This is a genomic window from Aeromonas sp. 2692-1, assembly GCF_013085505.1.
GTDB classification, from domain to species: Bacteria; Pseudomonadota; Gammaproteobacteria; order Enterobacterales; family Aeromonadaceae; genus Aeromonas; species Aeromonas hydrophila.
Window position 1 is genome coordinate 4,937,292 of sequence record NZ_CP038513.1, and the last position, 14,539, is coordinate 4,951,830.

The following is a 14,539-nucleotide window of genomic DNA, read 5'->3' on the forward strand; positions in this document are numbered from 1 at the left end:
CCGGCCGCAACCGGCCCCGCACAGCCTCAACGATCGATGGCATCCAGCACCCGGGCGGAATAGACCATGGCGGCCCCGGCATTCATGGCAACGGCAACGCCCAGTGCATCGGCGATCTCCGCCCGGCTGGCCCCCTGCTTGAGAGCGGCATCGGCATGGACGGCGATGCAGCCATCGCAGCGGGTCGTGACGGCCACCGCCAGCGAGATGAGCTCGCGGGTCTTGCCATCAAGCACGCCGCTCTTGCTGCCGGCAGACGACAGCTGCTGATAGCCCTTGAGGGTATCCGGGCTCAGGGTGCCCAGCTCCATGACGCGGCCCATCAACTGTTTACGGTATTGATCCCAGTCTTGCATCTTGACTCTCCGGTTTGGCAGAACAGGCCCCTGCCTGCTCGATGAAGCCAGTATTGCATCGAGGCGTGAGTCGTTTAATACTTTAAAGACGCAAATAACAGTCAAATAGAATCATGAACCAGATAGACCAGCTGATCAGCCAGGCCGGCATCCAGGGCACGTTCGACATGCGCTGCCTCTATCGCGGCGGTTTCAGGCTGCCCCACGAGCAGAGCCCGGCCGGGGTGATGCCGTTTCACCTGCTGATGAAAGGAGAGATCCGGGTCAGCACGGCGCAGGGTGATGACGTGGTCCTGCGACCGGGCGATCTGCTGCTGCTGCCCGGTGGTGAGCCCCATACCATCTGGCGGGAAGGCGACACCCTGACCCTGGCCGAGCCGGGCGACGGGCTGCTACCGCTAAGGGGCGATGGCGGCGATCAGGTGGAGTTTCTGTGCGGCGAGTACCGCTATCAGGGGCCGCTGCGGCCGCTGTTGCTGGATGCCCTGCCCAGCCCGCTCTGCATCCCGCTGCTCGCCAGCGAGTCGCAACAGGCGCTGAGCCTGGTGCTGAGTCTGATCCACCAGGAGCTGCTGCGCGAACAGCAGGGCTCGGGGGCGGTGCTGACGGCCCTCAGCCAGGTGCTGCTGGCCATGGGGCTGCGGGCCCATGCCAGCGATCCGCACGGGGCGCTCGGACTGGTCGGCGCCCTGCAGGACCCCAGGCTGGGGCGCTCGCTGCAGGCCATGCTGGCCGACCCGGCCCACCCCTGGAGCGTGGATGAACTGGCAGCGCTGGCCGCCATGTCCCGCGCCACCTATTTTCGCCACTTTCGCCAACGGCTGGGCTGCAGCGTCTGGGAGTTCATGGTGCGGGTGCGGATGGTACGGGCGGCCGAGCTGCTGCGCCACCCGGATCAGCTCCCCCTCGGCGAGGTGGCGCAGCGGGTCGGCTATCAGTCGGAGGCCTCCTTTGCCAAGGCATTCAAGCAGTCGAGCGGGATGGCGCCTGGCCGCTTTCGCCAGCAGGGCTGGCCGGCCCTGCCCGGCTAGCGGGCCACAAACAAAAACCCCGTTGCAGGCAACGGGGTTTTTGCTGGCACTCGGCGCGACTTAATTGCCGAGGGTGGAGAACAGGCTCTGTTCCAGGCTGCCGCGGGAGACGCACACCGGGGTGATGGAGGGAGCCAGCACCCGCTCGCCGGAGGACTCGACGAAGTAGAGCTGGGTGTTGCCCTTGACGTTGACGGTCGCCACGCTGTTGTTACCGCTCTGGGTGATGATCAGGTTGATCTGCAGGTTTGGGTTGCCCAGTGCGACCTTGGAACCCATGGTACCGCAATCCAGCCACTCCAGACCGTCGGCCGAATTCTCGACGTTGGCGGTCATCAAGCCGGAGCCGCGCTGGCTGTTCTCGATGTTAAGACCGTGATCGCCAAACCACTTCTCGGCACGGGCCCACACCAGATCCACCGGGATCTGCATCTCCTGGGTGTTGTTGGTCGCCTTGGCTACCGGCGGGGTATAGCGGTACTGTTCGCCGCCATTGTTGTCGCTGGCACAACCGGCCATCAACAGGGCCAGTGCTACTCCCACAATCTTTTTCATGCTGCTTCTCTCATCCATATAATCCGGCCATCGGCCGACCGGCGGCTATTATGGCGTCAGCGACACAGACTGTCAGCAGGGATCGGCAGAAATGAGTCAGCCTTAACCCAAGCTTTACAAAACCAGCCTGCTATCATAGATTTGCTCGAAATTTCCCCCGTGAGTGTCTGTGTGAACTCCTTGCTCACCCTGCCCCTGCTGCAGCAGATCATCGACCAGCTACCCATGAATATCTTCTGCCGGGATACGGATGGGCGCTACCTGTTTGCCAACCGCGCCTTCACGGAGCAGGCGGGCCTGCCGCAACCGGCGGATCTCATCGGCAAGACCGATGCCGACATGCCCTGGGGCGACATCTTTCGGGAAGAGGATCTGCGCCTGCTGGCGGAGGGCAAACCGCTGCTCTATCAGCAGTTGCACTGCAGCAGCGGTGATGCCACCAGCTGGATGGAGATCCACAAGATCCCGCTCTACGATGCACAAGGCAAACCGGTGGCCCTGTTCGGCATGGTCAATGAAATTGGCCAGCGCAAGGAGCTGGAGCAGACGTTTCGCCAGCAGCAGCTGCTGCAACGCCGCCTGCTGGACGCCATCCCGGATCCAATCCGGCTGGAAGACCACCAGGGGCTGCTGATCGACTGCAACCAGGCCTTTCTCGACTTCATGGGCATGGTGGCGAGCGAGGCGCTCGGCCAGCGGGTCGCCCACCGCCTCTCCACCGAGCTGCCGATGGGACGCGGTGAATACTGCCTGGTGGACGCCAACGGCCAGGGCCGCCATCTGGAAGTCACCCGGGTCGATGTGCCGGATGACGAGGGCAACTCCCTCGGCATCCTCACCCTGAGCCGCGACATCACCGGACTGCGCACCACCCAGGCCCAGCTACAGCAGGAGCAGCACTACGACAGCCTGACCGGCCTGCTCAAGCTCTCCCACTTTCTGCAGACCAGCCGCCATCTCGGCGCCCGCAAGGCGAGCCTGGTGCTGGTCGATTTGCAGCACTTTCGCGAGATCAACGACCGCTTCGGCATCCGGGTCGCCGACCGGCTGCTCAATCAGGTAGCCCGCCGCCTGCAACAGCTGGCCCCGCCCCAGTCGCTGGTGTGTCGGGTCGCCGCCGACGACTTTGCCATGCTGCTGCCCGAACTGAGCGAGCCGCTGACCAGCTGGAGCAGCCGCCTGCAGGGGGCACTGATGGTGCCCTATCAGGTGGAAGAGCACAGGATCCAGATCCCGGTGTTCCTCGGCATCGCCCACGGCAAGGCCAACGACGCCGAGCGCCTGCTGAGCCACGCCGAAGCCGCGCTGGCCCAGGGCAAGCGCCAGCAGCAGCACTGCACCCTGTTCGATCCCGAACTCGATGCCAAGCTCAAGCGCCGCCAGCTGATCGCTGCCCAACTGCCGCTGGCCATCAAGTCCGGCCAGCTGACTGCCGTCTACCAGCCCATCATCAGCACCCGCACCAGCCAGCTGCACGGGGCCGAGCTGCTCTGCCGCTGGCCCCACCCCGAGCTCGGGATGATCTCGCCGGACGAGTTCATCCCGCTGGCGGAGGAGCTGGGACTCATCGGCCTGCTCGGCAGCCACATGCTGGAGCAGGGCTGTGCCCAGCTGGCCCGCTGGCAGGTGGCGGCGCCGGATCTGGTGCTCTCCATCAACCTGTCGCCGCTGCAATTTCGCGACCCCGAGCTCTGCCCGCAGATCTTCGCCTGCATCGAACGCCACGGGCTCGCTCCCTGGCAGCTGGAGCTGGAGATCACCGAAGGGGTGCTGATGGAGAATGCCGACGAGATTGAGAGCAACCTGGCCAACCTGATCGAGGCCGGCTTTCAGCTTGCCATCGACGACTTCGGCACCGGTTACTGCTCGCTGGCCTATCTGCCCAGGCTGCAGGTGGCCACCCTCAAGCTGGACCGCAGCTTCACCCAGGGGCTGGCCACCAACCAGGCGACCACCGCCATCGTGCGCTCCGTCATCGGGCTGGGCCACGAGCTCGGCATCAAGATCACCGCCGAAGGGGTGGAGACGCAGGAGCAGCAAGCATGGCTGGTGCAGGCTGGCTGCGATCGGCTGCAGGGCTACCTGTTCAGCCGCCCCCTGCCCCCCGCCGAGTTTGCCCGCAGCTACCAGCTGCCGGAGCAGTAAGCCAGCAACAACAAGGCCACCCGAGGGTGGCCTTGTTGTTTTTGCAAAGCGTGCGTGAGCGGGCGCCTTACTCCTGGAAGTAGGTGCCCCAGCCGTCGTAGTCCACGCCGTATTTTTCGAGGATAGGCAGCATTTTTTCGATATCGGCGACTATGGTCTCGATATCCAGCTTGCACTCGGTGGTGGCGTCGAAGCAGAAGATGGTGGCGCCGTCATCCAGCTCCATCTCTTCGGCATCGGTCACTTCGAAACCGGCCTTGAACAGGTCGACCGCCGCCTTCTCCAGCAGATCGAAATCCTGGCAGGCAAAGTGGTGCTCAATCTCGTATTCCAGATCCGGGTTGCTGCCATCGGCCAGCAACTCGTTGACGATGGCGGTAGTCTCTTCGCGCCACTCTTGCATATCAAGACTCATATTAACCCCAGATGCGACTGTGTTGGTATCAAATGCCCGCGCGGGTGGGCGCCGTATCGGCTGTGCCCCTGCCCCGCAGGCATGGTTGCGGCAAAGCATACCCGCACAGCCACCTTGGCTCAATGCGGCAAGCCAAGATAAGCAGCTGGCGGCGACCACCCCAAATGGGGTGCCATCACAAAAGGTTAATAAAGCGTAATCTTTTGCCGGAAATGAGTTGCTCCATATGGAGCTTCAGCAAAACACGGGAAAACCGCACAACCCCCGCAACAAGCCGTTTGAAATCAGCAGGATCCACCAGCGGCGCCCCGGTGACAAAGGCCATGGACGAGGTGTATCAAGGGACGCGGGCGGAGCACTGCCCGTACGGAAAGAGGAGCCAGCCAGGCTCCCTTTTTATCATGTGAAGGAGCACATAGATAATGCCTAAAAAAACAATAATGAGCCTGCTTGTCGGCTCAACCCTTATGATTGGAAACCAGGTCATGGCCGCCCCGGTCCACGGTCCGTTCGATGCCCCCTTGGCCGACGAGGTGAAGGTGCTGGAGATGCTTAAAAAAAGCGGCCGCATCCCCACCCTGGCCTCCCCCGAGCAGGAGCAGGCGGCCCTCGCCAGCTACTATCGCGAGAAATCGCGAGCCTATCAGGGCAACAGCGGCACCCTGGCGGTGAAAGAGGGCAAGGTGCGCGAGACCATCCTCAAGAAGATCCGCCTCAACGGCACCGCCCGCCCCGGTGATCGGGTGCCCACTCTGCTGCTCAAGGCCATCGAGCGGGAGCACTACCAGGGCCAGATGCGCAAGGACAAGATCCTCGCCATCCTGGTGGACTTCCCGGACTATCCGAAGAACAGCGTACGCCCCGAGCTCACCAAGATGTACTACCCGGATTACACCCCGGCGCACTACAACGATCTGCTGTTCTCGTCCAAGGGCTATTCCGGCCCAAACGGCGAGCGGTTCATCTCCATGCGCCAGTTCTACGAGCAGCAGTCCGGCCAGAGCTACAGCGTGCGCGGCCAGGTGGCGGGCTGGTATACCGCCGACAAGAACGCCGCCTACTACGGCGCCAACGCCACCCCCAACACCATCCGGGAGCTGGTGAAGGAGGCGCTGATCCAGGTGGCGAACGACCCTTCCATCGATCTGGCGCAGTTTGACCAGGAGGATCGCTACGATCTCAACGGCAACGGCAACCGCAACGAGCCGGACGGTCTCATCGACCACCTGATGATCTTCCACTCCAGCGTCGGCGAGGAGGCCGGTGGCGGCGATCTCGGCGAAGACGCCATCTGGGCCCATCGCTGGAATCTGGGCGCCCCCTACCCCATCCCCGGCACCAGCAGCCCGAGCCAGAACTTCGGCGGCCAGTTTGCCGCCTACGACTACACCATCCAGCCCATCGATGCGGCGGCCGGGGTCTGTGCCCACGAATATGGCCACGATCTGGGGCTGCCGGACGAGTACGACACCAAGTACACCGGCAAGGGTGAACCGGTGGCGACCTGGTCCATCATGTCCTCCGGCTCCTGGGCCGGGGTCATCGGCGGCACCGAGCCGACCGGGTTCTCCGCCTGGGCCAAAGAGTTCCTGCAGGCCTCCCTCGGCGGCAACTGGCTGCACGGCAGCAACGTGCAGCTCGCCGATCTCAGCCCCCGCGGCAACGTCTACATGCTGGATCAGGCCAACGACAAGGGGCGCAACGACGACGTGGTGCGCATCAACCTGCCGGCCAAGCAGATCCCGCTCAACCCGCCCTACGCCGGCCAGTACCAATACCATGGCGGCAAGGGCAACAACCTCGACAACCGCATGAGCCTCAAGCTGGATCTGAGCGGCAAACAGAGCGCCAGCCTCGGCTTCAAGGCCTGGTATCAGATTGAAGAGGGGTACGACTACGCCCGGGTGCTGGTCAATGGCCAGCCCATCGCGGGCAACCTGACCACCAGCGACGATCCCAACGGGGTGGGCTTTGGGATCGGCATCACCGGCAACTCCAACGGCTGGACCGATGCCGAGTTCGATCTCACCCCCTGGGCCGGTCAGCAGGTCACCCTCACTCTGCAATACCAGAGCGATGGCGGCGTGGCCGAAAACGGGCTGTTCGTGGACGAGCTGCAGATCCTCGCCGATGGCGACACCCTGCTGAGTGACGGGGCCGAGGGCAGCTCTGCCTTTACCCTGGCCGGCTTTGTGAAGAGCAACGGCAACGAGGCCAAGGATCACTACTACCTGGCCGAGTGGCGCAACCACGCCGGGGTGGACAAGGGGCTGGCCCACATCAACGTGGCCGACCAGCTGATGCGCTACGAGCCGGGCATGCTGCTCTGGTACGTGGACAACAGCCAGGTCAACAACTGGGTGGGTGTCCACCCGGGTGAGGGCTTCCTCGGGGTGGTGGATGCGGATCAGCGCACCCTCAAGTGGAGCGACGGCGCCGTGGCCGGCACCCGCTACCAGATCCACGACGCCACCTTCAGCCTGGGCTTCCAGCAGCCGCTCAACCTGAAACACCCGAGCGGCTCCCTGCTGCGCGACTTCTGGATCACCCCGAACCGGGTGTTCAAGGATTCCCGCAGCTACCAGAGCAAGGAGATCCCGGATGCCGGTCGCCTGCTGCCCGAATACGGCCTCAAGATCAGCGTCACCGGCCAGGCCCGTGACATGAGCACCGGGCGGATCATCGTCAGCCGCCACTGAGCACGACAGTTGTGAGCAGGGGGCCTCAGGCCCCCTTTTTTTATCTGCTGACCTGCCGCCCAGGATGAAAACGGGCCAAACCGCCCAACAAACACCCTGATTGCTCACTTGTCGAGCGAACAGTCAGACTATCTGCGCCCTGCGGTTGACACATCCGTTCAGAAAGGGTTTAATGCGCGCCGTTGCCCAGATAGCTCAGTCGGTAGAGCAGGGGATTGAAAATCCCCGTGTCGGCGGTTCGATTCCGTCTCTGGGCACCACAATTCCTCCTTAGTTCAGTCGGTAGAACGGCGGACTGTTAATCCGTATGTCACTGGTTCAAGTCCAGTAGGAGGAGCCAAATTTGAAAAGCCCGCTCATCGAGCGGGCTTTTTTCATTTCGGTCAGCTGCCGTTGCAGGTTGCCAGCAGCAGGGTCGCTCCGCAGGTGGCACTGAACAGCAGCAATCCTGTCTGCAGCACACCCTCCGGGTTTACCCGTTTCTCTTTTTTGCGAAATCGTATCCACTTAGGCTTCATCAAGCCCACCTCGTCCTGTTACGACCCCTGCCCCGTCGGCAGGCGAGCCATCTTTGTGCAGCCGCCCGGCGCCGTCAACTCCCTTGCCGACAATAAATTCATCACGCTGCCACCGCCCGTTTTGCCTTCGTGACAATGTTAACAATTTGGAAAACCGGCGTGACCCGTTCCCACGCCGGGGCTATGATGAGGCCGACGATTTTCCTACCCTCAGGGAGACCCCAGATGAGCAGCCCGTTGCGTTACGTGCTGGATGGCATCCATTGCGAGCCCCGCTTCTTCACCGTGCCCCTCGACCACCAGCGACCGGATGACGAGGAGACCCTCACCCTGTTCGGCCGCACCCTCTGTCGCCAGGACCGGCTGCACGACGATCTGCCCTGGCTGCTGTTCCTGCAGGGTGGGCCCGGCTTTGGCGCCCCGCGCCCGACTGCCGACAGCGGCTGGATCAAGCGGGCCCTGCAGGAGTTTCGGGTACTGCTGCTCGATCAGCGCGGCACCGGCCACTCCAGCCCCATCAGCGCCGAGGCGCTGGCCCAGCTCACCGCCCCACTGCAGGCGGAGTACCTCGGCCATTTTCGCGCCGACAGCATAGTGCGCGACGCCGAATACATTCGCGAAGTGCTGAGCCCGGGTCGCCCCTGGAGCCTGCTCGGCCAGAGCTTCGGCGGCTTTTGCAGCCTCACCTACCTCTCCCTGTTCCCGGACAGCCTGCACGAGGTCTACCTCACCGGCGGGGTGGCCCCCATCGGCCGCCGTGCCGACGAGGTCTACCGCGCCACCTACCAGCGGGTGGCGGACAAGAACCGCGCCTTCTTCGCCCGTTTCCCCCACGCCCAGGCCATCGCCAACCGGCTGGCCAACCACCTGCACAGCCATGAGGTGCGCCTGCCCAACGGCCAGCGCCTGACGGTGGCGCAGTTGCAGCAGCAGGGGCTGGATCTGGGTGCCAGCGGCGCCTTCGAGGAGCTCTACTACCTGCTGGAGGACGCCTTCATCGGCGAGCGGCTCAACCCCTCCTTCCTCTACCAAGTGCAGACGATGCAGCCGTTCAACACCAACCCGGTGTTCGCCATCCTGCACGAGTCCATCTATTGCGAAGGGAGCGCCAGCAACTGGGCGGCCGAGCGGGTGAGAGGCGAATACCCGGCCCTGGCCTGGGCGCCGGGCAAGGATTTTGCCTTCACCGGCGAGATGATCTTCCCCTGGATGTTCGAGCAGTTCCGCGAGCTCATCCCGCTGAAGGAAGCCGCTCACCTGCTGGCCCAGAAAGCGGACTGGGGCCCCCTCTACGACCCGGCGCAGCTGGCCCGCAACACTGTGCCGGTGGCCTGCGCCGTCTATGCCGAGGACATGTACGTGGAGTTCGACTACTGCCGCGACACCCTCAAGGGGCTTGGCAACAGCCGCGCCTGGATCACCAACGAATACGAACACAACGGCCTGCGGGTCGATGGTGAGCAGATCCTGGACCGGCTCATCCGCATGAATCGGGATCGCTGATCCCGCCGGGCTCGCGCCCGCAGCAAGACGATAATATCGAGGGCGACCCATGAGTCGCCCCGCCCCTCTGGAAGCAGCACAAAATAATAAGGACACCCATTGGATCATCCGGAAATCTCGGCCGGCTGGCTGAGCCGCCTCTTCTATCACTGGACCGGCCCGCTGCAGCGCAAGGGGCTGAGCGAGCCCCAGGTCAACCTCGACGATCTCTATCCCCTGCTGCCGGAAGACAGGCGCGATGGCCGCGCCGACGCCTTCCTCGCACTCACCGCCGCCCAGCCGGTGCGCCCCTGGCCCATCACCGCCTTCATCTGGCGCCATTACCGCGGGCGCATTGGCCTGCTCACCCTGCTGCAAATGCTTGGCATGCTGGCGACCCTGGCCAGCCCCTGGCTGCTCAACCACAGCATGACCCAACTCGGTGCCGGTGCCCCCACCGAGCAGAAATTGCTGCTGGCGTTCGCCCTGTTTGCCTCGGTGCTCGCCTCCGGCATGCTGGCGGAGCACTCGCTACAGCTGGCACTCAAGATGCACGTGCCCATCCGCCGTCTGCTGGCCGAGTCCCTGCTCGCCAAGGTGATGAAGCTGGGTGGCAAGAGCTTCGACGACCGGGCCGGTGGCCGGGTGCAGAACCTCATCAACCGGGACGTGTGGGACATTACCTGGATTCTTGCTGACCCCGCTATGCCGCTCACCATGCTGCTGCAACTGCTCGGCACCATCGCCCTGCTGGTGTGGCAGGTGGGCAGCGCCGGCCTGGTCGGCTTTGCCGTGCTCACCCTGCTGCTGCTTATCTCCACCCGGGTGGTGCGACGCATGAACCAGCAGGAGCAGCAGCTCAAGCGTCAACAGGACGAGCGCAACGGCATCCTGGCGGAGTACATCAAGAAGCTGCGGCTGGTGCGCCAGAACGGGCTCGGCGCCTTCTTCACCCGGGCCGCCGGCCACAAGCGCCAGCAGGAGCTGGGGGTGCTGGGGCGGGTGCTCAGGCTCGATGCCATCAACGAGAGTCTGATGTTGAGCACCCCGCTGCTGGTGACCCTGGCCACCTTCACCACCTATCTGGTCTCGGGCAGAGAACTCACCCTGCCCCAAGTGTTCACCACCATCGCCCTGTTCACCGTGCTGCGCATCCCCATGATGCGGCTGCCCTACCTCATCCGCACCCTGATCAACTTCAACACCGGCTTCAACCGGCTGTGCGAGTTCCTCAACAGCCCCGAGCAGCACCGGGATCTCACCGATCCCAGCTTGCCGGTGGGGGGCCTGCGGCTCGACAACGTCACCGCCCTGCACCAGCAAAAGCCGGTGCTGGAGGGGATCAGTCTGCACATCGAGCCGGGGGAACTGGTGGGGATCACCGGTGCCACCGGTGCGGGCAAGAGCTGCCTGCTGCACCTCATCGCCGGTTTCGACAACGGCTTCGAGGGCAGCATCCGTCGCCATGGCCGGGTCGCCCATCTGGGTCACAAGCCCTGGCTGATGAACGACACCATCCGCAACAACATCCTGTTCGGCCAGCCCTGGCATGGCGAGCGCTATCGCTGGGTGCTGGGGGCCTGTGCGCTGGGCGCCGACCTCACCCTGCTCAGCCACGGCGACCAGACCCTGGTGGGCGAGCTCGGCACCCGCCTCTCCGGCGGCCAGCAACAGCGGGTCGCGCTGGCCCGCGCCCTCTACGCCCAGGCCGACATCCTGCTGCTGGACAACCCGCTCTCGGCGCTCGACCCCATCGTCTCGGCCCAGGTGCTGGAGCAGGGGCTCGCCTTCAAGCCGGGGCCGACCCGGCTGCTGGTGAGCCACGATCCGGACGTGCTGGCCCACTGCGATCGGGTGATCCGCATCGAGCAGGGCCGACTGGTGGAACTCGATGCCCACCAGCTGGCGGATCTCATCCAGCATCCCCGCCCCACCCCGCCGGTGCCGCCTCAGGAGGCGGAGCAGTTCAGCGAGGAGAAGGTGGTGGAGGGCAAGGTGGACTGGGGGCTGTTCGGCTTCATGTGGCAGCGCCTGGCCGCCCCCGGCGCCATCCTGCTCGCCCTGCTGCTCACCCTGGGTCAGGAGGGGCTGCGCATCGCCTCGGATCTCTGGCTCGGCGGCAAGGCCGGGGTAACCGGAGTGAGCGAGCTGCTCGGCATCTATGTGCTGCTGGGAGCGGGCTCTCTCACCTGCATCATGGTGGTGCGGGTCATCAACTACAAACTCGGCCTCAAGCTGGCCTGGACCCTGTTTGACGGCATGCTGGGACGCATCAGCCGCGCCCCCATGGCCTTCTTCGACAAGGTGCCGCAGGGGCGCATCCTCAACCGCTTCGATCGGGATCTGGGGGAAGCCCAGGAGATCCTGCTGTCGATGCTGATGGGGCTGTTCGGCATGCTGGTATCGGTGGCGCTGCAGGTGGTGGTGATCGGCGTCAACATGCCACTGCTGCTGCTCATCGCCCCCCTGGTGGGCTGGGCCCTCTATGTGCTGCAGCGCCGCTACCGGGCGGTGCAGCTCAAGCTGCGGCGGCAGGCGTCGGTGCTGCGCTCGCCGCTCTACATCAGCATCAGCGAGACCATCCGCGGTGCCCCCGCCCTGCGCCTGGCCGGGGCCGAGCGCTTCGCGCTGGATCAGGTGTTGCTGCACTATGACAACAACCTGCGCAGTTGGTACACCACCACCTCCATCAATCGCTGGCTCGGCATGCACCAGACCCTGCTCTCCGCCGCCCTGGTGGGCGCCGTGGCGCTGATGGTGGCCTTTGGCAACAGCTCGCTGCTGGGGGCCGTGGCCATCACCTACGCCTTTACCGCCTCCGCCATGCTCAACTCCCTCATCCGCACCTTCGCCGAGGTGGAGCAGGTGATGAACGCGGTGGAGCGGGTGCGCGAATACAGCGAAATAGAGAGCGAGCGTCAGGAGGGGGAGGCCCTCGCCACCCCTCACCCTGCGGTGCGTTTCGACAACCTGGGGCTGCGCTATCCGCAGGCCAGCCAGTGGGCGCTGCACAAGGTCAACTTCGAGCTGGCCCCCGGCGAGAAGGTCGGCGTGTGCGGCCGCACCGGCGCCGGCAAGAGCTCGCTGCTGGGGGTGCTGCAGGCCATGTATCCCACCTCCCAGGGGGAGATCTACTACGGCGAGCAGCCGCTGTCCCGGCTGGCACCGGAGGCGGTGCGCGATCTCTACGACACCGTCTCCCAGATCCCGCTCACCTTCTTCGGTACTCTGCGTGCCAATCTGGCTCCCCTGACCGAGCACGACGATGCGGCACTGGAGCAGGCGCTGGCCCGGGTCGGGCTGGCCGAGCGCTGCACCGGCCGGCTGGACGAGGAGCTCGACAAGCTGCAGCTCTCCGCCGGCGAGACCCAGCTGCTGGTGATCGCCCGCATCCTGCTGTCGCGTCGCCCGCTCATCGTGCTGGACGAAGCCACCTCGGATCTCGATCACATCGGCATGCGCAAGATGGCGGAGCTGCTCTATCGCTACCGGCCCGAAGCCAGCTATCTGGTGATCGCCCACCATCTGGAGCCGCTGCTGTCGGTGGACCGGGTGGTGGTGATGGAGGCCGGCACCGTGGTGGAGCAGGGCTCGCCGGTGAGCCTGCTGGCCAACTCCCACTCCCGCTTCCACCAGCTGTTCGTGGGTCAGGTGAACCGCCAGGTGCCCCAGACGGTGTGAGAGCTGAAAATGACAAGGGCTGCCCACGGGCAGCCCTTGTTGCTTGAGGAGGGCCTCAACGCTCCATGATCTGGGTGACGTCATCCTTCTTGATCATCACCTCCCGCCCTTCGGTATCGTAATAGCGGTACATGCCGGTGCTCTCGTCCAGCTTGGGTTTGCTGTCGGTGGTGATCATCTTGCCATCCTTGGTGCTCATGATGTACTGGGAGCTGCACGCCACCAGTGCCAGGGCACACACCAGGATCATCATCAGTTGCTTCATCGCCTGTTTTGCCTCCCGCTTCACCCTCACCACGAGGGTGGTGTCTGAAGCCTAGTTCAACCAGATGAGCCCGTTTGCCGCCATTGCCACAACGGGATCAACGTCAACAATCAGCTACTTGCGCCCACCCGGCTTGCCACTACCACCGGTTCCCGGCCCACAGCCGAGCGCCATTCGGTCTGCCGCCGCCTTCGCCTGCACCAGGCCATAGCCATAGCTGTTGTCACGCCCCAACGCCCCCAGATCCTGGGCGCTGCTGCGCAGGGTCTGGCGCAGCTGATCGTTGCTGCACTCCAGCCGCTGCGACCAGACCAGCGCCGCCACCCCGACCACGTGCGGCGTCGCCATCGAGGTGCCGCTGTAGTAGGCGTAGCCGGTCGGCACGGTGGAGAGCACGGAGACACCCGGGGCCGCCAGCTCCACCTGATCGTTGCGCTGGGAGAAATAGGCCAGCTGCTTGTTGGCATCGATGGCGGCCACGCTCACCACACTGCTGTAGGAGGCGGGATAGGACTTGCTGGTGTTGCCCGCATTGCCCGCCGCCGCCACGCTCAGCACGCTCTGGCCATAGGCCTGATTGAACGCCTGCTCCTCGGTCTTGCTGGGCACGCTGCCCCCCAGACTCATGTTGATGACCATGCGGGTGAATCCCCGGTTGCTCATCCCCTGCTTGCAGGCATTGAGCGCCCCCACCAGGTTGGAGGAGTAGGCCCAGCCATTGGCCCCGAACACCTTGACGATCTGCAGCGGCACGCTCTGGTTCGGCAACACCCCGACGACCCCCAGATCGTTGCCGCCCACGGCGGCGATGGTGCCTGCCACGTGGGTGCCGTGGCCGTTCTCGTCGCTGCTCCAGCTGCCGGTGCCGGCATCGTTGCTGCCCTGCACCTGGGCCCCGTGGGGCAGGTCCGGGTGGCCGCCGCTGTAGCCAGAGTCAATGATGCACACCAGTACCTCCCCGGCGGCGGCATCGCTCAGCTGCGGCGCCTGCACCATGGGAATGCCGTAGGGCAGGGTCTCGGCACTGGCATAGCGTTTGGCGTCCGGCTCCACCCAGAGCACGTTTGGATTGTGCGCCAGCGCCGTGACTGCCGCCGCCGGCAACCAGAGTGCCAGCGCGTGCTGCTCGGGCAGCGCCAGGGCCAGCTCGCCCCCCATTCCCTTGCTCTGGGCCAGCACCGCCGCCTCCGCCCCCGGTTTCAGCTGCACCAGATAGCGATCCCGCTCGGCGGCCATCGCCCCCTGTCCCAGCACGCCTGCCACCAGCAGGCCTAGCCATATCCGTCTCATCAGTCACTCCTTGCATCGACCTGATTGTCACTCGCAAAGTGTAGTGTCCGGCTGGCGCAGGCCCGAGCGGGTACAAAAAGGCCGGACATGGGTCCGGCCTGT

11 protein-coding genes and 2 tRNA genes are annotated in these 14,539 nt (G+C 64.7%); 7 read left to right on the top strand and 6 right to left on the bottom strand.

Annotated features, from left to right (window positions below; all coding sequences use genetic code 11):
* Positions 1-26 precede the first annotated feature (26 nt).
* On the bottom strand, positions 27-356 hold the full coding sequence (locus tag E5E97_RS23060; RefSeq protein WP_024945875.1) for a carboxymuconolactone decarboxylase family protein: 330 nt from the start codon (positions 354-356) through the stop codon (positions 27-29).
* 113 nt (positions 357-469) lie between these two features.
* Between E5E97_RS23060 and E5E97_RS23065 the strand changes: the two genes are divergently transcribed.
* Positions 470-1,387, top strand: coding sequence for an AraC family transcriptional regulator (locus tag E5E97_RS23065; protein WP_171281173.1), 918 nt, complete (start codon positions 470-472; stop codon positions 1,385-1,387).
* 60 nt (positions 1,388-1,447) lie between these two features.
* Here E5E97_RS23065 and E5E97_RS23070 read toward each other — a convergent pair whose 3' ends face one another.
* Positions 1,448-1,942 carry a hypothetical protein gene (locus E5E97_RS23070; RefSeq protein ID WP_017410927.1) on the bottom strand — a complete coding sequence of 165 codons (495 nt, stop codon included), beginning with the start codon at positions 1,940-1,942 and terminating at the stop codon, positions 1,448-1,450.
* 171 nt (positions 1,943-2,113) lie between these two features.
* Here E5E97_RS23070 and E5E97_RS23075 point away from each other — a divergent pair, with 171 nt between their 5' ends.
* Positions 2,114-4,087 carry a bifunctional diguanylate cyclase/phosphodiesterase gene (locus tag E5E97_RS23075; protein ID WP_024945873.1) on the top strand — a complete coding sequence of 658 codons (1,974 nt, stop codon included), beginning with the start codon at positions 2,114-2,116 and terminating at the stop codon, positions 4,085-4,087.
* 67 nt (positions 4,088-4,154) lie between these two features.
* On the opposite strand, the gene rraB is transcribed toward E5E97_RS23075, so the two are convergent.
* Entirely contained in the window at positions 4,155-4,502 is a 348-nt protein-coding gene (rraB, locus tag E5E97_RS23080) for a ribonuclease E inhibitor RraB (RefSeq protein WP_171281174.1), read from the bottom strand.
* Between the two features lie 422 nt (positions 4,503-4,924).
* Here rraB and E5E97_RS23085 point away from each other — a divergent pair, with 422 nt between their 5' ends.
* The 3 genes from E5E97_RS23085 to E5E97_RS23095 all read left to right on the top strand — a co-directional run bounded on the left by E5E97_RS23085 (position 4,925) and on the right by E5E97_RS23095 (position 7,541).
* Complete coding sequence (locus E5E97_RS23085) at positions 4,925-7,201, top strand: immune inhibitor A domain-containing protein (RefSeq protein WP_171281175.1); 2,277 nt, start codon at positions 4,925-4,927, stop codon at positions 7,199-7,201.
* A 184-nt stretch (positions 7,202-7,385) separates the two neighbouring features.
* Positions 7,386-7,461 (top strand) — tRNA-Phe (locus tag E5E97_RS23090).
* Between the two features lie 4 nt (positions 7,462-7,465).
* Positions 7,466-7,541, top strand: a tRNA-Asn gene (locus tag E5E97_RS23095).
* Positions 7,542-7,584: 43 nt separating this feature from the next.
* On the opposite strand, the gene E5E97_RS23735 is transcribed toward E5E97_RS23095, so the two are convergent.
* On the bottom strand, positions 7,585-7,719 hold the full coding sequence (locus tag E5E97_RS23735) for a hypothetical protein (protein ID WP_011707223.1): 135 nt from the start codon (positions 7,717-7,719) through the stop codon (positions 7,585-7,587).
* Positions 7,720-7,944: 225 nt separating this feature from the next.
* Between E5E97_RS23735 and E5E97_RS23100 the strand changes: the two genes are divergently transcribed.
* Both E5E97_RS23100 and E5E97_RS23105 read left to right on the top strand, forming a co-directional pair.
* A complete protein-coding gene (locus E5E97_RS23100; protein WP_171281176.1) occupies positions 7,945-9,222 on the top strand; it encodes an alpha/beta hydrolase in 1,278 nt (425 codons plus the stop codon).
* A gap of 99 nt (positions 9,223-9,321) precedes the next feature.
* Positions 9,322-12,882, top strand: coding sequence for an ATP-binding cassette domain-containing protein (locus tag E5E97_RS23105; RefSeq protein ID WP_171281177.1), 3,561 nt, complete (start codon positions 9,322-9,324; stop codon positions 12,880-12,882).
* A gap of 55 nt (positions 12,883-12,937) precedes the next feature.
* On the opposite strand, the gene E5E97_RS23110 is transcribed toward E5E97_RS23105, so the two are convergent.
* Together E5E97_RS23110 and E5E97_RS23115 are read right to left on the bottom strand one after the other, a co-directional pair.
* On the bottom strand, positions 12,938-13,147 hold the full coding sequence (locus E5E97_RS23110) for a YgdI/YgdR family lipoprotein (protein ID WP_016351843.1): 210 nt from the start codon (positions 13,145-13,147) through the stop codon (positions 12,938-12,940).
* A gap of 114 nt (positions 13,148-13,261) precedes the next feature.
* The gene (locus tag E5E97_RS23115) at positions 13,262-14,437 is read right to left on the bottom strand and encodes a S8 family peptidase (protein ID WP_171281178.1); all 1,176 of its coding nucleotides are present in this window, start codon (positions 14,435-14,437) and stop codon (positions 13,262-13,264) included.
* Between the last annotated feature and the right edge of the window lie 102 nt (positions 14,438-14,539).